This window comes from Rhodobacter maris (genome assembly GCF_900217815.1).
GTDB lineage: Bacteria > Pseudomonadota > Alphaproteobacteria > Rhodobacterales > Rhodobacteraceae > Rhodobacter > Rhodobacter maris.
Genome location: NZ_OBMT01000005.1, coordinates 67355 through 92681, shown reverse-complemented (window position 1 = coordinate 92681; position 25327 = coordinate 67355). Strand labels below are relative to the sequence as shown.

At 66.0% G+C, this 25327-nt stretch carries 20 protein-coding genes; 4 read left to right on the top strand and 16 right to left on the bottom strand.

Annotated features, from left to right (window positions below):
* Positions 1-95 precede the first annotated feature (95 nt).
* Entirely contained in the window at positions 96-908 is an 813-nt protein-coding gene (locus tag CRO22_RS09215; RefSeq protein ID WP_097069854.1) for a YihY/virulence factor BrkB family protein, read from the top strand.
* A gap of 9 nt (positions 909-917) precedes the next feature.
* Here the strand turns inward: CRO22_RS09215 and CRO22_RS09210 are convergent, their stop codons facing one another.
* Positions 918-2138 carry an acyl-CoA dehydrogenase gene (locus CRO22_RS09210; RefSeq protein ID WP_097069853.1) on the bottom strand — a complete coding sequence of 407 codons (1221 nt, stop codon included), beginning with the start codon at positions 2136-2138 and terminating at the stop codon, positions 918-920.
* Between the two features lie 78 nt (positions 2139-2216).
* Here CRO22_RS09210 and CRO22_RS09205 point away from each other — a divergent pair, with 78 nt between their 5' ends.
* Complete coding sequence (locus CRO22_RS09205) at positions 2217-3116, top strand: LysR family transcriptional regulator (RefSeq protein WP_097069852.1); 900 nt, start codon at positions 2217-2219, stop codon at positions 3114-3116.
* Here CRO22_RS09205 and CRO22_RS09200 read toward each other — a convergent pair.
* The 5 genes from CRO22_RS09200 to CRO22_RS09180 form a co-directional block, all read right to left on the bottom strand.
* Positions 3110-6637, bottom strand: coding sequence for a translocation/assembly module TamB domain-containing protein (locus CRO22_RS09200; protein ID WP_176518601.1), 3528 nt, complete (start codon positions 6635-6637; stop codon positions 3110-3112). The genes CRO22_RS09205 and CRO22_RS09200 overlap by 7 nt on opposite strands.
* Before the next feature lie 8 nt (positions 6638-6645).
* On the bottom strand, positions 6646-8334 hold the full coding sequence (locus tag CRO22_RS09195) for an autotransporter assembly complex protein TamA (RefSeq protein ID WP_245860927.1): 1689 nt from the start codon (positions 8332-8334) through the stop codon (positions 6646-6648).
* A 226-nt stretch (positions 8335-8560) separates the two neighbouring features.
* Positions 8561-9091 (bottom strand): isopentenyl-diphosphate Delta-isomerase, encoded by a 531-nt coding sequence (gene idi, locus CRO22_RS09190; protein ID WP_097069964.1) that lies wholly within the window; start codon positions 9089-9091, stop codon positions 8561-8563.
* Between the two features lie 139 nt (positions 9092-9230).
* Entirely contained in the window at positions 9231-9731 is a 501-nt protein-coding gene (gene secB, locus CRO22_RS09185) for a protein-export chaperone SecB (RefSeq protein ID WP_097069849.1), read from the bottom strand.
* Positions 9732-9808: 77 nt separating this feature from the next.
* Positions 9809-10288 carry an FxsA family protein gene (locus CRO22_RS09180; protein ID WP_097069848.1) on the bottom strand — a complete coding sequence of 160 codons (480 nt, stop codon included), beginning with the start codon at positions 10286-10288 and terminating at the stop codon, positions 9809-9811.
* 99 nt (positions 10289-10387) lie between these two features.
* Here CRO22_RS09180 and CRO22_RS09175 point away from each other — a divergent pair, with 99 nt between their 5' ends.
* The gene (locus CRO22_RS09175; protein WP_097069847.1) at positions 10388-11047 is read left to right on the top strand and encodes a Tim44/TimA family putative adaptor protein; all 660 of its coding nucleotides are present in this window, start codon (positions 10388-10390) and stop codon (positions 11045-11047) included.
* Positions 11048-11079: 32 nt separating this feature from the next.
* Complete coding sequence (locus CRO22_RS09170; RefSeq protein WP_097069846.1) at positions 11080-11679, top strand: Smr/MutS family protein; 600 nt, start codon at positions 11080-11082, stop codon at positions 11677-11679.
* Here CRO22_RS09170 and CRO22_RS09165 read toward each other — a convergent pair.
* The 10 genes from CRO22_RS09165 to CRO22_RS09120 form a co-directional block, all read right to left on the bottom strand.
* Positions 11676-12773: an alpha/beta hydrolase gene (locus CRO22_RS09165; protein ID WP_097069845.1), complete on the bottom strand. Its 1098-nt coding sequence runs from the start codon at positions 12771-12773 to the stop codon at positions 11676-11678. The two genes, CRO22_RS09170 and CRO22_RS09165, sit on opposite strands and share 4 nt — an antisense overlap.
* A 66-nt stretch (positions 12774-12839) precedes the next feature.
* Positions 12840-14141, bottom strand: a complete 1302-nt coding sequence (gene hslU / locus CRO22_RS09160) for an ATP-dependent protease ATPase subunit HslU (protein ID WP_097069844.1) — start codon at positions 14139-14141, stop codon at positions 12840-12842.
* Positions 14138-14695, bottom strand: a complete 558-nt coding sequence (gene hslV / locus CRO22_RS09155; RefSeq protein ID WP_097069843.1) for an ATP-dependent protease subunit HslV — start codon at positions 14693-14695, stop codon at positions 14138-14140. The genes hslU and hslV overlap by 4 nt, the downstream gene beginning before the upstream one ends.
* Before the next feature lie 138 nt (positions 14696-14833).
* Entirely contained in the window at positions 14834-15154 is a 321-nt protein-coding gene (gene trxA, locus CRO22_RS09150; protein WP_097069842.1) for a thioredoxin, read from the bottom strand.
* A gap of 53 nt (positions 15155-15207) precedes the next feature.
* The gene (gene addA / locus CRO22_RS09145) at positions 15208-18582 is read right to left on the bottom strand and encodes a double-strand break repair helicase AddA (RefSeq protein WP_097069841.1); all 3375 of its coding nucleotides are present in this window, start codon (positions 18580-18582) and stop codon (positions 15208-15210) included.
* Complete coding sequence (gene addB, locus CRO22_RS09140) at positions 18579-21515, bottom strand: double-strand break repair protein AddB (protein WP_097069840.1); 2937 nt, start codon at positions 21513-21515, stop codon at positions 18579-18581. Before addB ends, addA begins: the two co-directional genes overlap by 4 nt.
* Entirely contained in the window at positions 21505-22194 is a 690-nt protein-coding gene (locus CRO22_RS09135) for a nucleotidyltransferase family protein (RefSeq protein WP_097069963.1), read from the bottom strand. Before CRO22_RS09135 ends, addB begins: the two co-directional genes overlap by 11 nt.
* The gene (locus tag CRO22_RS09130; RefSeq protein ID WP_097069839.1) at positions 22170-23159 is read right to left on the bottom strand and encodes an aminoglycoside phosphotransferase family protein; all 990 of its coding nucleotides are present in this window, start codon (positions 23157-23159) and stop codon (positions 22170-22172) included. Before CRO22_RS09130 ends, CRO22_RS09135 begins: the two co-directional genes overlap by 25 nt.
* A complete protein-coding gene (gene tsaE, locus CRO22_RS09125; protein WP_097069838.1) occupies positions 23160-23636 on the bottom strand; it encodes a tRNA (adenosine(37)-N6)-threonylcarbamoyltransferase complex ATPase subunit type 1 TsaE in 477 nt (158 codons plus the stop codon).
* A gap of 47 nt (positions 23637-23683) precedes the next feature.
* Positions 23684-25282 carry a PAS-domain containing protein gene (locus tag CRO22_RS09120; RefSeq protein WP_097069837.1) on the bottom strand — a complete coding sequence of 533 codons (1599 nt, stop codon included), beginning with the start codon at positions 25280-25282 and terminating at the stop codon, positions 23684-23686.
* Positions 25283-25327 lie beyond the last annotated feature (45 nt).

Sequence of the window (25327 nt, the reverse complement as noted above, 5' to 3'; positions counted from 1 at the left end):
TCCCGAAGGCGCTGATCCCAAAGAGAGCACGGCCCTCACGGTTGCGCAAGCGGCCCAAGGCGCTACCTTGGAGAGGTTCAACGGAAGGAGATTTCATGCGCTTTCTGGTCAGACTGAACGACCGGCTGAGCCGGACCAACATCTTCCTGATCTCTGCGGGCGTGGCCTTTTACGCGATGCTGGCCGTGTTTCCGGGGCTGACGGCGACAATCTCGATCTGGAGCACAGTGGCCGATCCGATCGTCATCCGTGATTATCTCGAGGTGGCCGAGAACTTCATCCCGCCCGAAGCCTATGCCATTCTGGACGGGCAGGTGAGCGGGCTTGTCAACGGGCCGCGCGATACGCTCGGCTGGGGCACGCTGGTCTCGATCCTGTTTGCGCTCTGGTCGGCCCGCGCGGGGGTAGATGCGCTGATCAAAGGGCTCAACCTGATCCACGGCAGCCGGGCGCGCGCCACTTTCCTCAGCTTCGTCTTTGGTTATGCGATGACGGCGGCGCTTGTAGGAGTGATGCTTCTGGCCATGGCCACCATCGTCGCGGTGCCGGTGATCGTGAACTACCTGCCGTTCCATGCGCTTCTGAACTGGCTGCTGACCTGGTTTCCCTGGCTGGCGATGGTGGGGCTGATGCTCTCGGTGCTCGGCGTGATGTATCGCTTCGCGCCCTATGAGCCCGCGCAGCGCGACCCGTTCTTTTCGCTCGGCGCCGTGGTGGCCACGTTTCTGTGGGGCGCGGCCTCGCTCGGGCTCACCTATTACCTTGCGAACTTTGGCAGTTACAACAAGGTCTATGGCTCGCTTGGTGCGGTGATCGCGCTTTTGATGTGGCTCTATCTTGGCGCATTCTCGGTGCTCTTCGGCGCCGCGCTCAATGCGGTGCGGGCCGAAGAGCCCTCCGAGACCTGAGCGGCAGGCTCAGAAAAACGCCTGCAAGCCGGTGATCGCCCGGCCAAGGATCAGCGCATGAACATCATGCGTGCCCTCATAGGTGTTCACCGTCTCAAGGTTGACCATGTGGCGGATCACCTGAAAATCGCCGCTGATGCCGTTGCCGCCATGCATGTCGCGGGCGTGCCGCGCGATTTCGAGCGCCTTGCCGCAATTGTTGCGCTTGATCACCGAAATCATCTCTGGTGCGGCATTGGCCTCATCCATCAACCGCCCCACTTGCAATGAGGCCTGCAGGCCAAGGCTGATCTCGGTGAGCATATTGGCAAGCTTGAGTTGGAAAAGCTGCGTCTGCGCCAGCGGTTTGTTGAACTGCTTGCGTTCGAGCCCATAGCTCCGCGCCGCATGGAAGCAAAACTCCGCCGCCCCCAGCACGCCCCAGGCGATGCCGTAGCGCGCCCGGTTGAGGCACCCGAACGGCCCCTTCAACCCCTCGACGCCGGGCAAAAGCGCGTCTTCGCCCACCTCAACGCCCTCCATGACAATCTCGCCCGTGATCGAGGCGCGCAAGCTCAGCTTGCCCGCGATCTTTGGCGCGGAGAGGCCTTTAAGACCCTTTTCCAGCACAAAACCGCGGATCTTGCCGCCATGCGCTTCCGACTTCGCCCAGACGACGAACACATCGGCAATCGGCGCGTTCGAGATCCACATTTTCGTGCCGGAGAGCACATAACCATTGGCGGTTTTCTTCGCGACGGTCTTGAGGCTTGCCGGGTCCGAGCCCGCATCGGGCTCCGTGAGGCCAAAGCAGCCGATCCACTCCCCGCTTGCGAGCTTGGGCAGATACTTCCGCCGCTGTTCTTCCGAGCCGTAAGCATAAATCGGATACATCACGAGGCTCGACTGCACCGACATCATCGAGCGATAGCCGCTGTCGACCCGCTCGATCTCGCGCGCGACAAGCCCGTAAGCCACGTAAGAGGCCCCAAGCCCGCCATATTCCTCGGGGATCGTCACGCCCAAAAGACCCATTTCGCCCATTTCGCGGAAGATCGCCGGATCGGTCTCTTCCTCCGCAAAGGCGCGGATCACGCGGGGCTGCAATTTCTCCTGCGCATAGGCGCGGGCGGCATCGCGCAACATGTGTTCCTCTTCGCTCAACTGGCTTTCCAGCCGGAACGGGTCTTCCCAGTCGAACCGGGCCAGATCGGGGGCGTCCTTGGGTTTCAGCGCCATGCGGTCCTCCATGCATTCCATGCTTTATGCGCGCGTTGAAAGCCGCTATCCAGCGATAATCCCGCCCCAACCTATGTATGGAACACATAGATGAGCCTGCCGCGGCGCTACCTGCCCTCGATCTCGCTCCTCTCCGCCTTCGAGGCGGTCTGCCGCACCGGCTCCACCGCTGCTGCGGCGCGCGAGCTCAGCCTCACCCAAGGCGCGGTGAGCCGTTTGGTGCAAACGCTTGAGGGGCAGCTTGGCGTGCAACTCTTCCGCCGCGAGGGACGACGGCTCACGCCCACCGAGGCCGCGCTTGCCTATGCGCGCGATGTGCGCAAGGCGCTGGATCTCATCGGTCGCGCCTCGCTGGGGTTGCGCGCCAACCCCGGCGGCGGGGTGCTCAATCTCGCGATCCTGCCCACTTTCGGCACGCGCTGGCTCGCGCCGCGGCTCGCCGCCTTTCTGGCCGAAAACCCGGGGGTGACGCTCAACCTCGGCACGCGGATGCGGCCTTTCGATTTCGCCACCGAAACCTTCGACGCGGCGATCCATTTCGGCATCCGACCCTGGCCCGAAGCCGAGCATCTGATGCTGTTCGAAGAACGCATCCTCGCCACCTGTTCCCCGGACCTTGCGGCGGCGCAGCGGCTCCGGGGGCCTGAAGACCTGCTCAAACAATCTCTGTTCCAGCTTGAATCGCGCCCGAATGCCTGGATGAGCTGGTGCGCGCATCACGGGCTCCCGGCCCCCTCCCGCGGCGGGCTGATGTTCGATCAGTTCGCGCCGATGCTGCAGGCCGCCGTTCATGGGCTCGGCATCGCGCTCCTGCCCGAATTCCTCGCCCGCCCCGAGATCGCCGAGGGGCGGCTGGTTGCCGCGCCGGGCGAAGTGGTTTCCGGCGTGGGCGCCTATCATCTCGTTTGGCCCGCGGGTGTCACGCCCTCCCCCGCGCTTGCCGCCTTTCGCGACTGGATCGGCCGCACGGTTGCCGAGGCGGCTCAGTAATCCTTCTCGAAGAAAAGGCCAAGCGCACTGCCACCATCCGAACCGACCGTGCCGCGCGCGGTAAGCTGCTTGGTGATATCGAGGTTTAGCGTCACTTCGGCCTGACCGGAGGCATCGACCGAGACATCGGAATAGAGGTTTTCGGAGAGGTATTTGCCCGCCCGCACCGAGGCATTGCCGCTGTCATCGGTGCCCACATCCAGATCGTCGAGGCCGAACCCCTTGCGCAGTTTCGACACGATCCCCTCGCCGCCCTTGCCCGCAAGCGTTGCCACTGCCGAGGCAAGCTGTGCGGCCTGCAAGGGCGAAAGATTGGTCAGCCCCTTGTCGAACAAAAGCCTTGCCAGAACCTCTTCCTCCGGCAGTTCGGGTGAGGAAGCGATCGTGAGGCTCGGTTCTGCCGCCGCACCCTGAAGGGTGAGCGTGATCGCGGTGTCTTCCTGGCTTGTCGTCGCCTCGAAGAGCACCCAGGGCATCAGCGCACCTTGCAGCGCCACTTGCCCCTCGGAGAGGGTGAAGCGCTTGCCCAGCACGTCGAGCCTGCCGCGGATCAGGTTGAACTGGCCGATCGGCACGATAGCATCGGTGGTACCGGTGACGCGCAGCTGCCCGCCGAGTTCCGCATCGAGCCCGCGGCCACGCACGAAGATCTGGTTCGGGGCGGAAAGCGCGATATCGAGGGAAACCGTGCGCGATGAGCCAGATCCGCCTGTGCTCTTCGTCTCGATCAGCCCGGCACGGGCGCGGGTGGTGCGGACCGCCGCCGGTTCATGCAGATGCGTGATGTCGGGGATCGCCGCCGCCCCGCCAAGCCCCGAGGAGGGGATGCGCAGCTCGGTTTCCGCAAGGCTGAGCGCGCCCGCGATGCGCAGATTGCCGGTGAGCCCGCCCTTGATGCCAAGCTTGCCCGAAAGCCGCGTGTCGTAAAGCTCGGGGTCGCGCAGATGCGCACTCTGAAGCACGAGCGCCAGATCGGAAGGAAAAGGCGAACCGAGCCCGATCGGGCCCTTGAGCGCAATCGTGCCGCCACCCGCAAAGGCGCCCTGCGCGGAAACCTGCGCCGTCCCGCTGCCAAGCTGGGCGGTGATCGCGATATCCTGAAGCGCCTGCCCGAGCGTCGGCAGCGAGACGCGCAGGCCGTTGCCCTTCACCGTGCCCGAAAGCGCCGGGAGCCCCGGCGCACCGCGCAGGCTCAGATCGAAGGCAAGCGGCCCGCTGACCGAGCGCGGTTCGATCAACCCGTTGATCAACGCCGATTCGCTTTGCCCTTTGATGGTCAGATCCGCCGTGGAGAAATCGCGCGCGAGGCTCCCCTTCACTGCCGCTTTGGTGCCGCCGGGTCCGGTGCCCGCAAGGTCGAGCGCATAGTTTGTGTCCCCCTGCCCGAGACTTCCCGAAAGCGTGACCGGCCCCGGAAAGCCCGGCGCGAGCAGCGCCGCATTGGCGAGTTTCAGGCCCAGATCGAGCGTCGTCGCCGCCCCCGCGCGCGCCTTGGCACTCGCAGAAAGCTGCGGGGTGGCAAGCGTCAGATCGGCGAGGCCGAAGCCTGCTTTGGTTTCGCTCAGCGCCACGTTGAAACGGCTTTCGCCCGCCAGAATCCGGTTCAGCGCCGCCTGGGCGAGCGCCAGATCACGGGCATTGCCCGAAAGCACCACTTGCCGCGCGCCGAGCGCGCCGGAAAGATGCGCCTGCGCATGGGCCGATCCGTCGTAGCCACCGCCGAGCCGGGCGAGATCGGCCAGATCGAGCGTTGCCGTCAGGTCATTCGCGGCGCTGGCGAGCGTGCCCGAGGCGGCCAGTGTCAGCGTATCCGCCTTGGCCTCGAGGCTGCGCAGCGTCAGCCCCGTTGCGTCGCGCTTGGCAGAAACAGTGATCCGCGAGACACCGGAGAGGAGCGCATCGGCCTGCGGCTGATCGACCCGCAGATCCTGTCCGGTTACCGCCGCCTCCGCATCGAAAGCGCCCGAAAGGAACGTGTAGGCGCCGCTCAGCTCGGCCGCAACCGACCCCGAGAGCTTGCGGCCCGCGAGTGTCGAGAGGCTGGCAAGCGCGTGATGATCGGCGCGGATCTGCCCCGAGACTGTCCCCCCGTCTATTCTGAACCGCCCCGTGGCGCCGAAATCGCCTGCGATCAGGTTCAGTTGCGGCACCGAGAGCGGTTTGCCCGCTTGCCAGAAAAACCGCACCGCCCCCGAGGCCGTCTCGCCCAGCGCTTCGGTCATGCCGGGATCGGCAAGCGCGAGGCCCGCGGCGGCAAAGCGCAGGATGCCGCCCGCGCTGGCGCTCCCCGCGACCGGCTGGCCGATCCGGCCCGAGCCGGTGAGACTCAGGCGATCAAGCGCATCACCGCCCCGAGTCAAGCCTTCAAGCGCGCCTTCAAGCCGCCAGCCCTCGCCCCGGCTGCGGTCATAGGCAAGGCTCAGGGTGCCCTTGCGCAGCCGGGTCTGCGGTCCCGAAATCGGCAAAAGCACCGGCTCCGCGTTCTCGAGCCCGATCCTTGCCTGCAGATCGAAGCGCTCCGGCAGGCCGCCGGGCAGCAGATCGAGCGCGCCCGAGACCTGCACCGCCGCGCCGGACAGCGTGAGGCTTTCAAGTTGCACCATGCCGGTGCCGCTGCGCTGGCCACGCGCGGCCAAAACGGCATCGGTGCCGAAAAACGCCTGATATTCGGCGGGAAGCAGCGGCGAGACATCGCCCGACAGATGCAGGTCAAAGCCGCTTCCCGCCGGCTCGCCCGTCGTCTTTTTCAGCGCGATCTGGCCGGTGAGCCGGGTCTGCCCCATGGTGCTCAGCGCGACATCCGCCTTGAAATCCTCCAGCGGACCGAGGCCGCTGAGCGAGAGCGACAAAGCGGGGGTGCCGGGAAGCTGCAAGAGGCTTGCAGCAATCCCGCCTTCGCCCTCGCGCAGCAAAAGGTCGATCAGCGCCTGGTGGGTATCATTGGCGTAGCTTGCATTGAGCGAGACCTCGCCCTTCGGCCCGTCGAGGCGGGAGATGGCAAGCTTCGTTTCGCCCGCGCCCCCCGCGAGCGTCAAAGCCCCTTCGAGCTTCAGCGTGACCGCCTGGCCCAGCACCGTTTCGCCCAGAACCACCTTTTGCGCTTTCACCGTGCCGATGTCGACGGCCACCGGCAGATCAGGCAGCGCGAAGGGCGTCGCCTCCGGCGCGGTGGGCCCGGCGTCGCTTACCGGCAACCGCGGCAGGTCGATCTCTTCGGCGGAAAGCTCGTCTATCTTGATCTCGCCGCGCAGAAGGGCGGCGCGGTTCCATTGCATCGCGCCGTTCTTCACGGTGATCCAGACACCGTTGTCATCCGCAATCGAGAGCGTCTCGAAGGTCGCGCGCGAGGAGAGCGCGCCCTGAAACCCGTCAAGCCGAACCGCGCGCCCCGCCCCCGAGAGATTGTCCTCAATCAAGCCGGTCAGATAGGAACGGTCGCGCGTGCTCGCGTCGCTCAGGTCTTGCGCAAACGCCTGCAGCGGCAGCAGGAACATCAGAAAGGCGATCAGTCCTCGGGTCATCGCGCGCATCAGAAAGCCTGCCCTATGCCAAGATAGATTTGCGCCCCGCTGCCGGTAGAACCGCTGACAGGGCCCGCAATATCGAGCCGGATCGGGCCGATGGGCGTTTTGTAGCGCAGGCCGAGGCCCGCGCCCGACTGCCAGTCGCCATCGGTGTCCGAGAACCCGTCGAGCCCGACGAAGCCGGCATCGTAAAAGGCGACAACGCCGATCGAGGCGGTGATCGCGGCGCGGATCTCGCCGGAAACGCCGAGAAAGCGGTTCCCGCCGGTTTTCAGCGTGCCGCCTTGAAGCACGGCGACACCGAGCGACTGGTAGGGTTGCCCCCGCACTGTGCCGCCACCGCCGGAATAGAACAGATCATCACGCGGGGCCTCGTCCAGATCCGGGCCGAAGAGGCCCCCGAATTGCGCGCGCCCCGCCAGCACGAAGCGCCCGCCCGCATCGAGCGCATGATATGCGCGGAAATCACCGGTGAGCCGCGCCCCGGAGCCGGTGCCCGAGAGGCCGAGGAAGGGGGTGAGTTCGGCCTTGCCGTAATAACCGCGCGTGGCATCGGCGGGATCATCGCGGTTGTCCCAGGTCAGGCTCAGGGGCAGGTCGATGGTGCGATAGAGGCTGTTGCCCGTCGCATCGGTGATGCGCGACCAGCCATAGCCGATCCCCGCCTCGCCGGTCAGCCGCGGGTTGAAGATATGGCTCAGCCCGAAGCTGATGTCGAAGGCTTGTTCGGTGTAGTCTTCCTCGTCGCTCCGGCTCAGTTCAGTGGCGAGGAAGGCCGAGGTATCCGGGCTGAAGGTCGCGGGCCGGTCGAGCCGACCGGCGAGGCTGTAATCCGTGCCGCCGGTGGCGCCGCCGATCCCCGCCACCTCGGCATCGAAGCGCAGCCGCTCGCCGCCGCCAAAAAGATTGCGGTGCAGCCAGTAGCCGCTGAGCGTCACACCGTCATTGCTCGCGATCTCGGCCCCGGCGCCGATCCGGCGTGTCTTCGCCTCGATCACCGTGAGTTCGCCGTCAAGCAGGTTGCCGGCGCGCAGATGCTCCGCTTCGCTCAGCGTCACGGAAGAAAAGATCCCGGTGCGGCGCAGCCGGTCGCGCACTTCCTCCAGCGCCTCGGGCGAGAAACGCTTGCCGGAAGGAAAACCCGCGATCTCGTAAAGCCGCTTCGTGCGCAGTCGCGCGTTGCCCTGCGCATGGAGCGTGCCGAAACTGGTGAGCGGGCCGGTGAAGAGCGCGATATCGGCCGCGAGCGTCTCGGCGCGATGATCGGCGGTGATCTGCTGGCGGCCGATTTCCGCTTTCGCATGACCGATCTCGCGCCAGCCCGAAATCCCCGTCTGCGCGGCATCGGCAATCACCCCCGAACGCGCTGTCTTGCCCGCGGCGAAATCCGCGGGAAGCTCGGTGTCTTTCGCCAGCGGCGCGACCACCGCCTTGGAGAAGGTGAAGACCGGGCCGGGGGTGACGCGGATCTCCACCTGCGCGATCTGCGCGGGCGCGTCCATCGGGGCGATCCCCGCCGCCTCGCGCCCGTCGATCCGGATCGAGATCGTGCCCCCGTAATAGCCCGCATCATAGAGCGCGCCCACGAGCCGGGCATAATCGGCGCGGGCGGCCGCAAAGACATCCTGCGCGGTACTGTCTTCCGCGGCACTGGCGCTGCGGGTGAGCGAGGCGGCTTCGATCGCCTTGCGCAAATCCTTTCCCGCTCCCGGCACGTCAAGGGTGAACCCGGTTCCGGCCAAGACAGGCCCGCAAAACGCAGCGCCCGCCAGCACAGCAACGGCCAAACGACAGCCTCTCATCTCCTGCACCCCTCGATCCGCTCGTCCGATTAGATGCAGTTTTGGCGCCAAAAGGCCAGCCCGCAGCGCCAAAAAACGCCGCGATGCAGCGACTCGGTGTCGCTTCTTCAGCCTGCGTTCAGGCGCGCAGGATCGATCCGAAGATCCGGTCGAGATGGCCCGCCATATAAAGAATGAGCCATTTCGAGAATCGCTCGGGGTGGCGGTTCACCTCGGCTGCAAGATCGTAAAGCCCGACCCAACGGAGGTCCGACACCTCCTGAGGATCCGGCATGATCCGCATCTGCGGCTTCGCATAGGCAAGGTAGATATCCACCACCTCATGCTCGATCATCCCGCCGCCGACATCGGCGCGATACTCAAGCTTGTCGGCATGGGCCGGATAAAGGCCCGTAATGCCAAGTTCTTCCCGCAGCCGTCTGACGGCGCAGACCTCGGGACGTTCGTCCCAGGCGGGATGCGTGCAGCAAGTGTTCGCCCACAGACCGGGAGAGTGGTACTTCATTTCAGCCCGACGCTGAATAAGCACCTGCTCCCCGTCCATGACGAAGATCGACACCGCCTTGTGGCGAAGCCCCTTGCGATGCACTTCCGTTTTTTCCACCGGAGTCAGCGTATCGCCGACCCAGGCGGGAATATGCTCGCTCATTTTTTCGGTTCCGACCCAATGGAAACGCCCCCGAAGCATGCGCCCGGGAGCGGCCCTTGTCAGCATGTCACCTTGTCCCTGAGGCAGGTTGACGCGGTAAGCGGTCGGTTTTGTTAACCAATTATGAACAGTTCGCCGCTTACGAAAGCGGCACATCCGCCGGTTTCTCGGCCTCGGCGCGGCGGGCGAGCTCGGCACGATAGAGCCCGACGAAATCGACCGGGTCAAGGTTGAAGGGCGGGAAGCCGCCGTCGCGCGTCACATCGGAAACAATCCGGCGCACGAAGGGGAAGAGCTGGCGCGGGCATTCGATCAAGAGGAACGGATGCATCTGGTCGTCCGGCACGCCCTCGATGTGGAAGATCCCGCCGTAATCCACCTCAAGCAGGTAAAGCGCGGTATTCGTGGCCTTGTTGGTCGCGGTGATCTTGAACTTGGTGATCACTTCGAACTGGTTCTCCGCGGGGCGTTTGCGCGCATCGAGGCTCACCTGCACCTGCATCTCGGGCTGCACTTCGGCGCTTTGCAGGCCTTTGAGCGCCACCGCATTCTCAAAGGACATGTCGCGCACGAATTGCGCCAGAATGCTCATCTTGAGCTGCTGTTGCGGCTGCGGGGCGCCGTTGGGGGCATCGGTCATGGGTCTCTCCCTATGGTTTGCGCCTCTTTAGCATTCTGCCCCCAGTGCCTCAAGGCGCGAGCGACGCAGAGGCTTGCTTACGGTTTCGTCCAGCCGGAGTTCCCGCGCGGGGGCGGGCTCTTCGGGTCGACTTCCAGAAAATCCCCCTCGATCACCGTGCCCGGCCCGTCTTCATCGGCCCGGCGCGGCTGGTGCATGTTGTAGCCCTGCACCACCACCCGGGTCTTGAGCCGCGCAATCGCGAGGCTGCGCACCGGCGGCAACAGGAGCAAAAGCCCGAGCGCATCGGTGAGGAATCCGGGCAGCATCAGCAACACTCCGGCAAAGAGGATCAACGCCTCATGCGCAAGCGGCACTCCGGGGGTTCCGATCCCTTGCATCGTCGCGCGCAGGTTGGCCTGGGCCCGCTCGCCCTGAGAGCGCAGCACCGCAAGGCCCAGCACCATGGTCAGCACCACTTCGCCCAGCGTGCCCCAGAGCCCGAGGACCGAGCCGATCTCGACAAAGAGCCCGATCTCGATCAGCGGCCAGGCCATCAATGCCAGCATCACCCACATATTCCCTCCGATCACGCGCAGCCCATTGGTGGACTTGAATGTCCCGGTCCCTTACATAAGTGCTGAAGGCCGCCATACCACCAATTAGACGGAAAACCCATGAGCTCTGCCCTGTTCCAACTGATCGTGCTCGCGGCCATTGCGCTGTTCCTGATCTTCCGGCTGCGCAACGTGCTGGGCACGCGTGACGGATTTGAAAGCGAAATCAATCCTGTGGAGCGGGTCGACCGAATCGACGCCGATGCGTTTGAGGTGATCGAGGGCGGTCTGGACCGCGACATCTTGGACCATGTGCCAGAGGGCTCGGATGCCGCGGCGACGCTTGCGCAGATGAAGCGCGTGGAGCCGGGCTTCAATGTCGCGGCCTTTCTGCAAGGTTCGCGTGCCGCCTATGAAATGATTTTGATGGCCTTCGAGAAGGGCGAACTGGAGCCCGTGCGGCCATTTCTCGCACCGGAAGTCTATGAAGCCTTCACCGCCGCGGTGGCAGAGCGCAGGGCACGCGGGCTGACTGTGACAGCAGAATTCCTGGGCCTGCGAGAGCTTGTGCTGACCGGCGCGAGCTTCGACACCGCCAGCCGCGAGGCGGAGATCACCGTGCGCTTCGGCGCCGAACTGATCTCGGCGGCGCGCGATTCTGCGGGCGCAGTGGTCGAGGGCGACCCGAAGACCCCGCGCAAACAACGCGACAGCTGGACCTTTGCGCGCGAGATGGGCAGCAATGATCCGAACTGGCAACTTGTCGCCACGGGCGGTTGAGCGGTGCACCGCGCGCGGCGGAGCTTGCGGCGATGAAACGGCGCCGCCTGTTGACCCCGGAAGAACGGGAACTGTGGGAAAAGGTCGCCGCCTCAACCCATGCGCTCCACCCGCATGCACCGATTTCGGCCGAAACGGCCCCGGATCGCGGCGAGCGTCACATCATCGCGTCGCCCCCGCCGCGACCCGAAGTCCCGGAATTTCGCATTGGCGAGGCCGCGCGTGGCCCGGTGCGCCGGCACGACATTGCCCCGTCTCTCTCCGAGGCCTTGCAGCGCCAGGCGGTGCAGATGGACCGCAAGACGCATCGCGAGATGACGCGCGGCAAGCTTGAGCCCGAAGCGAAGATCGATCTGCACGGCATGACCCTCGCCGAGGCACATCCGGAGCTGATCCATTTCATCCTGCGCGCCCAGGCGCGCGGCGCGCGGCTTGTGCTGGTGATCACCGGCAAGGGCAAGCGCGGCCGCGACGAGGGGCCCATTCCGCAGCGTCCGGGCGTTTTGCGCCATCAGGTGCCGCACTGGCTGCGGCTGCCGCCCCTGGGCCCGGTGGTGCTGCAGGTGAACGAGGCGCATCTGCGGCACGGCGGCGGCGGCGCCTATTACGTCTATCTGCGGCGCGCGCGTTAACCACCGCCAAGGGCGGCAAGCGGCGAAAGGATTACCTCCGTCGCATTTTCCACCGTCATCATCACCCCCGAAGCAAGGCTCGTCCGCCCCGCCTGATCTCCCTCGAGGATCTGCGCCATCGCGCTTGAGTCGCGCAGAAGCTTGATCAGCGCCGGGTTGTTGGCCACGTTGAAATGGCCGTCGCGCGTGTCATAGGCGGCGGTATCCACCAGCTTCACCTTCAGATCGGCGACCCGCGCAACATCTTGCAGGTTGCCAAGCCGCGCCGCCTCCCCCGACAGCCGCGACGAGAGCTTCAGCGCCCTGTCCTTTTCGGAAGTGAAGATCAGGAAGGGCTGCGGCAGCCTGCCCACACTGCGCGCCTGTTCGCGAAAGAGATCCACGTCGATGTCGGGCGAAATCAGCACCACGCCGTTGAGCATCTCAAGCGTGGCTCGGTCACCCGAAAGCGCGATCTGGCGCAGGGTTTCCATCGTCAGCGCGGAGCCCATCGAATGCGCCACGAGCAAAATGTGCCGTGCCCCCGCCCGGCGCAATTCGCGGAGCAGATTTTGCAACCCGTCGCGGGCGAACAGCGCCGAGTCGCGGTCATAGGCATAGCCCATCACATGCCCGCGCGAGGGCCAGGCATAGGTCACGAGCGTGCCCGGCAACGCGAAATCCTCGCCCATCTGCGCCAGCCGGTAGAGCCCTTCGGCAAAATTGGTGTTGAACCCGTGCACGAACACGATCGCATCGCCGCCATGCCGCACCAGATGGGATTGCAGATCGGCGCGGAAGGCGGCGGGCGTGTCGAAGACCGTGTCCCCCGCCAGCATGAAATCATGCGCCGGATCCACGCGCCGACCGATCCGCGGATGAGAGAGCGCACCGGTTTCCCGCACCGGCGGAACCGAGACATCGAACCGCGCGAGCTCCAGCGTTTCGCTGCGGGTATAGCTGAAATCTGCACCCGTTTGCGGATCGGTGCCGCGGGTGGAGCCGACGAAGATCGCCAGCGTCCTGCCCGGCGGGTTTTCGGTGATCGGACCCAGCGCGCCGCGCGGCGCACAGCCCGTCAGCACGATCACCACGCAAAGCGCCAGCCTCCGCATGACTTCCTCCGAGATCCCCTCCGGTCGTGGGCAGGATACCAGAGCATCCGCCCCCGGCCAGCGGTTTCAGAGCACGTAGCGGCTCAGATCGGCCGATTGCGCGAGCGCACCCAGATGTTTTTCGACAAAGGCGGCATCGACGGTCACAATGTCGCCAGCCCGGTCCGGCGCGGTGAAGGAAAGCTCCTCGAACACCCGCTCCATCACCGTGTAGAGCCTGCGCGCGCCGATGTTCTCGACCGAGCGGTTGACCTCGGCAGCGATGCGCGCAAGCGCCGCGATCCCGTCTTCGGTGAAGGTGACCGTAACTTCTTCCGTGCCCATGAGCGCGGTATATTGCCGGGTGAGCGCATTGTCCGTCTCGGTCAGGATGCGGACGAAGTCCTCCTCCGTCAGCGGGCGCAGCTCGACGCGGATCGGCAAGCGGCCCTGAAGCTCGGGCAGCAGGTCCGAGGGCTTGGCAATGTGGAAGGCGCCGGAAGCGATGAAGAGGATGTGATCGGTTTTCACCGGGCCATATTTGGTGGAAACGGTGGTGCCTTCGATCAGCGGCAGCAAATCGCGCTGCACGCCCTCGCGGCTGACATCGGCGCCGCGGGTCTCGGCCCGCGCCGCCACCTTGTCGATCTCGTCCAGAAACACGATGCCGGACTGGCTCACAGCCTCAAGCGCCGCGGTCTTCACCATTTCGTCATCCAGGAGCTTGTCGGCCTCTTCGGAAATCAGCACCTCGTAGCTCTCCGCGACCGACATCTTGCGCCGCGTCTTCTTTGCGCCGCCAAACGCCTTGAAGAGATCCTGCAGGCCCTGCATCTGCATTTCCATGCCGGGATTGCCCCCCAGCATCATCTGCGGCCCGGCAGTATCGGCGACTTCGATCTCGATCTGCTTGTCATCGAGCTCGCCATCGCGGAGCTTGCGGCGGAACATCTCGCGCGTCTGCTCGCGCGCATCCGCCCCGGCCAGAGCCTCGATCACCCGCTCCTCCGCCGCCTTGTGGGCGCGCGTCTTCACCTCCTCGCGCATCCGCTCGCGCGTTTCCACCATCGCGGCATCAACGAGATCACGGATGATCTGCTCGACATCGCGGCCCACATAGCCGACCTCGGTGAATTTCGTCGCCTCCACCTTCAGGAACGGCGCCTTCGCAAGCTTGGCAAGGCGGCGGGAGATCTCGGTTTTGCCAACGCCGGTCGGCCCGATCATCAGGATGTTCTTGGGGTAAACCTCTTCGCGCATCTCGGGCGAAAGGCGCTGGCGGCGCCAGCGGTTGCGCAGCGCCACGGCCACGGCGCGCTTGGCATCGGCCTGGCCAATGATGAAACGGTCGAGTTCAGAAACGATTTCGCGGGGGGTCAGATTGGTCATTTGGAAAGGCTTTCCACCGTCAGGTTGCCGTTGGTGTAAACGCAGATCTCGGCGGCAATCGCCATTGCCTTGCGGGCAATCGCCTCGGCATCAAGATCGCTGTCAATGAGCGCGCGGGCGGCGGCGAGCGCGTAATTGCCGCCCGAGCCAATTGCCGCAATGTCATGCTCGGGTTCGAGCACATCGCCCGCACCGGTGAGCACATAAAGATCGGCGCCATCGGTCACGATCAGCATAGCCTCGAGATTGCGCAGGTATTTGTCCATCCGCCAGTCCTTGGCGAGCTCGACACAGGCGCGGGCCAGTTGCCCCGGTGCGGCCTCGAGCTTTTTCTCCAACCGTTCGAGCAGCGTGAAGGCATCCGCGGTCGAGCCCGCGAACCCCGCCACCACCTCGCGGCCTCCGGGGTTGAGGCGGCGCACCTTGCGCGCAGTGCCCTTGATCACGGTCTGGCCAAGGCTCACCTGCCCGTCACCCGCCACCACCACGCGGCCACCTTTGCGCACGCCGATGATGGTCGTGCCGTGCCAGCCGGGAAATTTCTCGTCGGTCATGAGATCCTCCGTTTGCGCAAATATTGGGAGCGGGTCAGCCCCTTGCAAGGTGACCGATTGCCCGGCGCGGTCGCATCGGCTGGCGTCGCGCATGCAAAAGGGCGCCCGAAGGCGCCCTTTTGAGCGGTTTTCAAAGACTCAGATCGCCGATTCGATCCAGGATTGCAGCGCCGCTTTCGGCGCGGCGCCAACCTTGTTCGACACGACCTGACCATCCTTGAACAGGAACAGCGCCGGGATGCCGCGCACGCCCAGAACCGCCGGGCTGTCCGGGTTCTCGTCGACGTTCACTTTCACGATCTTGATCTTGCCCGCCATTTCCGCGGCGATCTCTTCGAGCGCGGGGCCGATCATCCGGCAGGGGCCGCACCATTCGGCCCAGAAATCGACGACGACCGGAATATCGGACTGGCGCACTTCGGCATCGAAAGTGGCATCGGTAACGGCGACGGTGGCCATGGGCATCTCCTGCAAGTGGGTTGGCCGGAAGGTAGGGCGCGCTCCTGCCATCGTCAAGAACTAGCGGCGGGAGCCAGCGCGGCATCCATCTGTGCGGGGTCAAGCGCCATGATGGTGCCCGTCGCCGTCCACAGAAGCAGACAGTCGACCTGCCGCCCCGGGTAAAGCTGGCGTACTGCCCCGCGATAGGCCGCGAGCTGGCGTACCAGACCGAGCGGCACTTCGGCGGCGGTTGCGGGCACCACGGCATTCGACTTGTAATCGAGAATGCGGATCCGGTCCGGCAACACCTGCATCAGGTCAATCACCCCATGCAGCTTGCGGCCTGGAAACTCGGGCAGATCGGCGACAAGCTCGACTTCGGCCAAGGCCAGACCCTCGCGCAATCCCGCTCGCTGGACGGCGAGCAAGACCCGGCGCGCCTGGAATAAAACAGTCTCTGTTTCAGCCAGATCGGCGCGATCTTCGCCGAAGGCGAGCAGATCCGCGGCGATCTCTGGCCAGCGCTCCTCCGGCCATTGCGGAAGATGTTCGAGCAAAAGGTGCAATTGCCGACCATGGCGCAACCCGTCGTCGGCCCCGGGCAGCGCCCTCTCGCCCGCAACGACCTTTGCACCGCCAAGGTCGGAAGCCGACAGCGCGGGGACAGAGGCGGGGCGGGGCGCAGGCCGGGCTTGCGCCCAGTCGGGGAGCAGCTGCGGCGGAGGGGACGCGGCGGCGTCTGGCGCACCGGCGGGCGCGGGCCAAACGCCATGCGCGAACCGGCGGATCGCTCCGAATGCGCGCACCTCATCGGAAAGCGCTGAAACAGTCTCTGTTCCAGCCATAGTCATACCGGCCTCAATCAGCGCATACCAACTCCCGAGCGCCTTTTCGTGGGCCCCCGCCTGCGCCACGATCAGCCATTTTTCAGCCCGGGTCATGGCCACATAAAGCAGCCGAAGCCGCTCGGCTTCCTCGCGCCCCCCCCGTTCCGCCAGCGTTTCCGCAATCACTTCGGGCTGCAACTTTCCCGGCGCTTTCCAGAGCGCAACGCCCCCTGCCGCGGTCAGGATCTCGCCGCGTTGAGAGCTCCGGCGCGGGCCGGTGTCGGGCAGGACCACGATCGGCGCCTCAAGCCCTTTCGAGCCATGCACCGTCATCACCCGAAGCGCCCGCCCCGCCCCCTCCTGCTGGCGCTTGATCTCGATCTCGTCAGCGCCGAGCCAGGCGAGAAACCCGGTGAGGCTCGGCACTTCCTTTTGTTCATAGGCGAGCGCCTGGGCGATCAGCGCATCGATCCCCTCCTCCGCCTCGGGTCCGAGCCGTGCCACCAGTCGCCGTCGTCCGTCATGGCGGATCAGCAACCGCTCGATCACATCATGCGGACGCAGAAAATCGGCATGGTCGCGCAAGTCGCCAAGCACCTCGAGCACCGCCTCGTGATCGCTCTCGCGCAGGGCCTGCCACAGGAATCCGGGCCGGCCATGCGCGAGCCGGAACAGCGCGTCCTCTGAAAGCCCAAACAACGGCGAACGGAGCGCTTCGGCCAGCGCCAGATCATCTTCCGGCGTGGCCAGAAAGGCCAGAACGGAGACAATATCCCGCACCGCAAGCTCGCCCCCAAGGCGCAGCCGGTCTGCCCCCGCCACATCGAGCCCCTGTGCCTTGCAGGCGCGGATGATCTCGAGAAAAAGATCGGAGCGGCGCTGCACCAGCACCAGAAAATCCCCCGCATGAACCGGCCGGACACCATCGCGTTCGGGGATACGCACTCCCGCGGAAATCATCGCGGCAATCTCGGCGGCGATGGCGCGGGCCAGCACCACCGGCGCTGTATCGGCGCCGGGCAGATCGACGGGGTTTTCCCAGTCGTCATCCGCCGGCGCCTCGGGCGGCGGCACCGCGGGCCAAAGATCCACCCGCCCCGGCAGATCGGCATGAAAGGCCAGATGCTCGGGCGCGCCGCCCAGCCCCGCCGCGGCAGCCCCCTGAAAGGTCAGATCGACGAGCCGCAGGATCGCCAGCGAAGACCGGAAGGAATGCAACAGCGCAGCGTCCTGCAATGGTCTGGCAATCGCGGCGAACCGTTCGGCAAAACGGCTCTTCACCGCTTCGAAATGGCTCAGATCGGCGCCCTGGAAGGAATAGATCGATTGCTTGCGATCCCCCACCACGAAGATTGTCCGGGCATCGGGCCGCGCCCCTTCCCCGGCGGTGAATTCATCGGCGAGCCGCTCGATCACGCGCCATTGGCCGGGCGAGGTATCCTGCGCCTCGTCGACAAGAATATGGTCGATGCCGCCATCAAGCCGGAACAGAACCCATTGCGCGGTGGCCGGATCCGAGAGCAGCGCCCCCGCCCGCTCGATCAGATCGTCAAAATCGAGCCAGCCGCCCTGCGCTTTTTTGCGGGCGAGCCGGGGCAGGAAGACGCGCGCAAATGCCCGAAGCGTCCGCGTTCGCTCCAGCGTGAGAAGAGCCTGTTCATGCCGTTTTGCTGCAAAGACCTGTTCTGCGAGATCTTGGAACGCTTCCGTCGCGGCCGGGCCGAGCGCCTCTTCCACAGCTTTGCCCAGGAGCTTCTTCTGGACATGCGTGCCTTCCTTAACGATGAGAAGCGCACCCAGCGCGGCGAGATCCGCAGGCCCCGGGGCGATCAGATCGAGCGCGGCAAGCCCGGCGGCCAGTTTCTGCATCTTCACGCCCGGGTCGCGCTTTGCCGCCGCGATTACATCGGCGATCAATGCTCTACCCGCCGTGGCGAAGACGCGATCCGGCAGATCCTGCTGCGTCAGATCCTGCGGCAGATCGAGCAGAACACGCAGCCCGGCCTCGTCGGACGCCTTCTCGAAAGCGTCTCTGTTCTGGCTGATTTCCGCGAGGATCTCAGGCAGGCTTGCGCCGGAGAAATGGGTGAGAAAGCGGTCGAACACCGGTCGGTCGGGGCCGGAGGCAATCTCTTCGAGCACTTCCTCGCGCAGCCGCTGTGCCGAGCGCTCATCCAGTTCCGAAAATCCATGCGTCACCCCGGCCTCGAGCGGGAAGCGGCGCAGCAGCGCCCCGCAAAAGGCGTGGATCGTCTGGATCTTCAAGCCGCCCGGGGTCTCGATCGCCTGCGCAAAGAGCCGACGCGCGCGGGCCAGCGCTCCGGCGTCAAGCCGCCCCTCGACGCCGAGCGCCTCCAGCTCGGCGGTCAACGCGGCATCGCCGAGCATCGCCCAACCGCCCAGCCGTTTCAAAAGCCGGTTCTGCATCTCGGCGGCGGCGGCCTTGGTATAGGTCAGGCAGAGCACTTTCTGCGGCTCTGTTCCGGCAAAAAGAAGGCGTGCAACCCGATCGGTCAACACTTTCGTCTTGCCCGATCCGGCATTGGCAGAAAGCCAGGTCGAACCCGCCGGATCGGCAGCCTGAACCTGACGTTCGGTGGCGGCGTCGCGGCGGTTCATCCCACATCCTCCGGGCACGAGAGATCGATCATATCCCATTCCCCGAAGCGCGAGAGGTGATCATAGTCGCTCGGCCCGCGCGCCTTTTGCAGCGCGCGTCGGGCCGCGAACCCCTGCTCGGGCGAGAGGTAACGCGCAAGCAGCCGATGCAGCCCCTCCCAGCTCTGCGCCACATCTTCGCGGCCAAGGGCGATCTCCCGGCAAGCCCCGCTGCCTCCCAGCTGGATATAACGCATCGCCGAAACCTCGCGCGGACCAAGCGCGGCAAAAGCTCCGCGCGTGATCATCGCAGCCTCAAGCGGAAGCTGCTTGTCGAAATGCCTCACCTCGGCATCGCTCGGCGGGGCACCGGATTTGTAATCATAGACCACCGCGGAGCCATCCCGCAGCAGGTCGATCCGGTCGGGCCGCGCAGTCAGCGTGAAGGCAGGCGCCTTGAGCGTGATCTTTCCCTTTTCCTCTACCAGCGCGGGGGCGCCTTCGGCCCGGCGCGCGCGTTCCTGCGCCACGAGCTCGGGCGCAATCCGGGCAATCCGCGCCAGCCAGAGCCGTTGCGCCGAGGGCCAGGGAACGCTGGCTTTCAGGCTCTGTTCCGCCAGAATAAGCAGATCCGCGATCGCTGCATCCGGCGCCTGCTCCGGGTCGAAGCGCGCCACGAACCGCTCAACCATCTGATGCAGCGCCTCGCCGCGCAGCCGCGGATCGGGCTCGGGAGTAAGGGCCTCAAGCGGCACAAGACGCAGCACATGGCGGGCATAGATCGCATAGGGGTCCCGGATCAGCGTCTTGATCGCGGTGACGGAAAGCTGGCGTGGCCGGGCCTCAACCGGCGGGCGCGGGGCGGGGCGGGGCACGGGGGGCACCGGCGCATCCGGCCGCTCGAGCGCACCCGCTAACGCTCGCCAATGCGCACCGCGCGCCTGCATCTGCGCCAGCGCATCCGGGCCGCCGGCGTCCTTGAGTCCGCCCAGAAGGTTCACGAGCCGGTTCAGCCAGCGTGCCGGGACGGTTTCCGCTTCGGCATCCCGCCGCGCGCGCGAAAGCACCACGCGCGGCCCGGCAATCGCCTGCTGAAAGTCATGCGCGGCAAGTCCGATCTGCCGCTCTGGCAGCAAAAGGCCGGAGTCGAGCCGCATCTTGCGGCTGAGCCATGGGTCCGGGGCGGGCGCCTCGGGCCAGCTCTTCTCGTTCAAACCCGCCAGAAGCACCAGATCAGCGCCATGGGCGCGCGCTTCAAGCGTGCCCAGAAAGCTCACCAGCGGATGCGCCGCGCGCGGGTTGCGGGTTTGCGCGCCCGCCATAAGCGAGTCGATCAGGTCGGCGTAATTGGCAGCGGTCAGGCTCAGCGCCTCCTCCGCTTCGGCGCCAAGCTCTGCGAGAAGCCGCCGGCACATATCGCCCGCCGCACCAAGCCAGAGCTCGCTCGCCGCCGCTGTGCCGTCCGGGCCATTGGCGAGGACTTCGAGCACTTTGAGATGTTGCGCAAGCCAGGCTGCAACCGGTTGCGCCGGGGGCGCCGGAAGCCTCGTCATCACCCCCGCGAGCCAATCTCCCCAGACAGCGCCTTCAGGTGAATTGGCCGACCCCCAGGCGCGGATCGTCTCGGGATCGGGAAAGGCGGGGCCATCCCGGCGCAGCTTCAGCTCCAGTTCACGGGTGAACCGCAAATGAGTGCCGCGCGCGGCCGCGCCGGTGGCGGTTAGCGGGTGCTTGAGGATCACGAGCAGACCCTCCAGCGTGAGCGGACGTCCGAGCATCCGCGCCAGATGGCGGATCAGCCGCCCCGGCGGCGACTGGCTCAGCGGCAGGCCCGCGGAATCATCGGGAACGATGCCCCAACGGTCCAGCGCTGCAGCGATGCGCCGGGTCAGCATCCGGTCGGGGGTGATCAGCGCCGCTTTCTCGCCGCGTTCGACCGCCTCGCGCAACACGAGGGCAAGCGCCAGCGCCTCCTGCCGCGGGTCGGCCGCCTCGATCAGCGTCAGGCCCGCGCAGGCGGCGGGCAGGTTTTCCAGTGCCTGCCCCTCCGTCATCCACTGATCGGTGACGGGTGAGGGGCGCAGTGCGAGCGAAACCAGCGCGTTGCGCGCTGGCGCGGGCGGTGCCGCCGTGCTCCAACGTGCGACCTGCGCAGGCGTCATGCCCAGCGCCCCGAGCAACGCGAGGAAGCGGTATTGCGGATGATCCTCGATCGGAAATGCGTCGGAACAGAGCGCTTTCCATGCCGGTTCAGGCATGTCGAAATCGAAGCCGGGCAGCACAAGCGCGCCTCTGGGCAGTGCGGCCACCGCCTGCATGAAGAGACGCGTCGCCCCGCGCGAGCCGGTGGACCCGGCGATCACGATGCGTTCGTCCGAGGGCGCCTCGGCCCAGCTCCGCGCGAGGCTCTCGACCACGAGGCGCTGACGCCGCTCCGGGTCAGATGCGTTCTCGGCTGTAAAATAGCGCGCGACAATCTGGATGAAGCGCAGACTCTGGCGCCAGTGCTCGGCATGGCTGTCGCGGATGTCGAGGCGCTCGAAAACCTCGGGGGTTACCCCCTCCCCCTGCATTTCCGCCATCAGACCGGCGAGGCTGTCGGTGAGGCTGAAAAGCCCCGCCCCGGTCTCGAAGGCGGGCAGGCCGCGCGCGAGCCGGTCGACGAGGCGGGCAAGTTCGAGCTTGCGACCAAGCGGCGGCATCGCGGGTGCGAGCCCCGGCACGGGGGCCCGCGCCAGATCGCTCACGAGAGCGAGCCGCGGCAAAAACCGGGTGCCGAGGCGGTCGAATTCCTCGCGCACACGGCGTTGCATGCGGCCGGAGTTGAGGTAGAGACGGGTCTGCGCCATCTCCTCGGGCGGAGCGTCGCCAAGGCGCGCCACAAGGCCACACACCAGCGCGCGGGCGAAATCCACACCGGGTGGCAAAGCGAAGACCTTCGGCTCAGGCGCCATGGCCAAGCATCTCCTCGGCAAGAGGAATGCAATCCGGTCGGCCGACATCGCACCAGCCCCCCCGATGCACCACGCCATAGGCACGACCCTCGGCAATTGCTCGGGTCCAGATCAGGTTGAGGGAAAAGACGGGCTCGGAAACCGTCTCTATTCCGGCCGGATCGAGGATTTGCGCCCCGGTATAAACATAGGTCGTGCCGCGCCGGATCCGGCCATCGGGGTCGAGGTCGAAGTCACCTGCTCCGGTGTGCCCGGTGGCTGCGGACCGCGGCACGAGCGCAAGCAGCGCGCGCATCCGTTCTCCGTCCCATGCCTCGCGCAGAGTCGAAAGCACATTCGGCCCGGTCCAGACAGCATCGGTGTTGAGCGTGAAAACCGGCCCCGGCCCCAGCAGTGGTAATGCCTTGCGCAGGCCGCCACCGGTTTCGAGCAACAGATCGCTTTCGTCGGAGATCTCGACCTCGCTGCCCGCAAGATAAGCGCGCAGCTGATCGCTGAAATAATGGACATTGGCGACGGCCTTGCCCAGCCCGGCATCCCGCACGAGATCAAGCGCAGATGCGATCAGGGGCCGCCCGGCAACCTCGATCAAAGGCTTCGGCCGGGTTTGCGTCAGCGCCCCCATCCGCGTGCCGCGCCCGGCGGCAAAAAGCATCAGCGCATCAGGTGTTGGCCGCATTCGCGTTCCATCCTTGCCAGCAGATCGGGGGTGGGCGGCAAAAGCGCGGCGTCGACCACGCGGCGCAGCGGCGCGAGCCCGGGCGCCCCAAGATTGCGGCGCAGATACCCCCAGACGCGCGGGATCAGCGCGAGATACTGCGGCTTGCCCCCCGCAAGGCAGAGCCGCGCAAAAATGGCAAGAATCCGCAGCGCGCGCTGGGCGCCAAGAAGCGCATAGCTCGCCTCGAACTGCACCGGATCAAATCCCCGCAGCGCGACGTAGCGCGCCCGCTCGCGCGCCTCGATCGCAGCGGGGACATCGCGCCGGGCATCCTGCAACGCCGAAACGAGGTCATAGGCCGGAGCCGCGACGACGGCATCCTGAAAATCGAGAAGACCGAGGCGGGCGGAGCCGGCGCGGCCGGGCAGCCAGATCACATTCTCGGCGTGGAAATCGCGCAGGCACATGACCGGTGCAAAAGGCTCTGTTTCAGCCCAAAGTGACGCGATGAGCGGCACGAGCTCGGCTCCCGCGGCCAAGTCTGCCAGCGGATACCAGGCCGGCACAAGGCCAACCAGCTCGGCCAGCGCCGGGCCGTCGAGCGGCGCGAGGAAATCGGGCACCGGGCAGGCATGGAGCGCGATCAGGAAATCGGTGATTGCGGCATAAAAGGCGGGTTGGTTTTCCGGTTGAAGCGTCAGGAGCCGGGCGAGCACCGCATCGCCAAAATCCTCAAGCAGCATCAATCCGGTCTCGGGCGCAGCGGCAAGGATCTGCGGCGCGGAAAAGCCCTGCGCAAGAAGCCAGGCATCGACGCTCAGAAATCGCGCGAATTCCGCGCCGGGCGGGGCGATCATCAGTACTGCGCTCTGCCCGCCGTGCCGGATCCGCTCATAACGGCGCGCCGAGGCATCCCCCGCGAGCGGCCGACGCTCTGCCGTACCCCAGCCGTGACGTGCGAGGAACGCCGTGATTTCCGCCATCTAGACGCGCTCCAGCGCGGCCAGACGCAAGGCCCAGGCGGTGTCACCGCAAAGCGCAACGGCGCGCGCGGCACCGCCTTCGATCAGTGAAAAACGCAGGGTCAGAGCCGTTTCGGGGGCAAGGGCGCCCAGCCTCTCGGGCCATTCGATCAGGCAGATCGCGGTCTCAAATGCCTCCTCAAGGCCAAGTTCGATCGCCTCGTCGGGATGGGAGAGACGGTAGAGATCGGCATGCCAGATCTCGGGATCGGCGCCATAGCTTTGCACCAGTGTGAAGGTGGGCGAGGGCACATCTTCCGCCGCCCCGATCCGGGCACGGATCAATGCCCGGGCAAAATGGGTCTTGCCCGCGCCGATCGGACCGTCGAGGAGGAGCACATCGCCCGGCCCGAGACACGCCGCAAACCAGCGCCCGAGCCGGGCGGTGGCATCGGCATCGGCAAGCGCAAGCGTGCGGATTTCGGGTGGCGTGACCATGGGCGCACTCTAGCGGCCCGGCGCGCCCCGGCAAGCCCCTCTGTCGCTCAGTTCACGGCGAGCTCTACCGCGGCACGCGCCGCCGGACAGGGGGCGAGCAGGGCAGGGTTGCGCGGCGCAAAACTTGCCAGCATCGCCCCGCCCGTCATCGGCATGAAGCGGCAGGCGATCTTTTCGCCGTCGATACGCCGCATCACCTCGCCCTCGATCACGCCCCCGGCCGCCTCGCGGGAAAAGAGGCCGCGCGCGCGCGCCCAGATCTCGTTCGGCTCGCATTGTGCCTGCCAGTGCCGGAGCGCGTCCTGAAGACCCTGACCGCTCAGAGAGGACGAGGCGGCCACGGCCCAGAGCCGCTCGTAGCCCGCGTTCGAAACGGTCATCTCGCCCGACGGTTGGAACACCGCCACCGCCTCGCGCATCATGTCGAGCACTTCCTGCCCCTGTTCAAGCTCGGCGCGGAACTGCCGGCTGAGCGAGATCTCGGTGGAAATATCCTCGAACAGGAAGGCCACGGCGCCATCGGGATGCGGCCTTCCGGTGACACGATAGGTCTGGCCCGAGGGCAGCATCCAGGTTTCCGAATGAAAGCCCGCGGCGGCGGCCTCTTCGAGCTCGGTCATTTTCAGCCGCCAGGAGCGGTAATCCTTCGGCTCGGGCATCATCCGCGCCTCGCGCAGCCGGTCGAGAAAGGCGTAAAGCGTCGGACGGCGCGCGAGAAACTCGGCGCCAAGCTGGGTGAGGTCGATCAGCGCCGGGTTGAAGATCTGCAATTGGCGTTGTCGGTCGAAGACAGCAAGGCCGATCGGAAGCTCCGCAAAGGTTTTGCTCAGGGTCTGGACGAAATCGCGCAGCGCCTTTTCGGCTCGCATCGCGGCATCGGCGGGCAGGGCAAAATGCAACGTGCCGCGTTCGAGCGGATAGGAATGGCAGTCGAACCAGCTCATCTCGCCGGTCAGCTTATCCTCGAGCCTGAGCCGGCGCGGCCCGCTTACCCGACCGGGGCGCTCGATGTCGAAAAGCTTCGGCAGCGGCCAGACAAGCGCATCCTCCCCCGCGGCAAAAACATCGGCGCGCAGCACATAGGCTCGATTGGCCCAGGTCAGAACACCGGTTTCATCCTCGCGCCAGACCAGTGCCGGGGCACGATCGAGCGTCTGGCGCAACTCTTCGAGCTCGTCTTCCAACGCGCGCTGCGAGAGCCCGTCGACCAAAAGCCCCTTGCCCTCCGCGTCGGGGTCGATGAGCGTGATCCGGGCGAGGCCGTCCACATCCTCGGCCACAAGCCGAAGCCCCTGCACCCGTCCCGGCTCGGGACGCGCGCAGAGCTCGATCCGGCTCTGCGCGGCAAGCTGCGCCATCGCAGCGGCGAACCCTTCGAACCGGGGCGCTACGAAAGCACATAACCGCGCCCAGTCGCTCACCCCCATCGGCGCGGCCTCAAGCAACGTACGCGCAGGCGCGGTCGCATCGACCAGATCCTGATCGTCAAACAGGAACACGGTCGGCTCAAGCACCGGATAGATCGTCGGCGTGCGCGCCGGGCCCCGCGGCCGCGCCAGCATGAAAGTGATCGCCATCAACGCCAGAAGCGCCGAGCCGACCGAAGTTATGGCGATGACAATCGCCTGAAACACATCCATCTGCATGACTGCAGCCCTTTTGCCTGTCCCGCAGTCATGATTGATGAATAA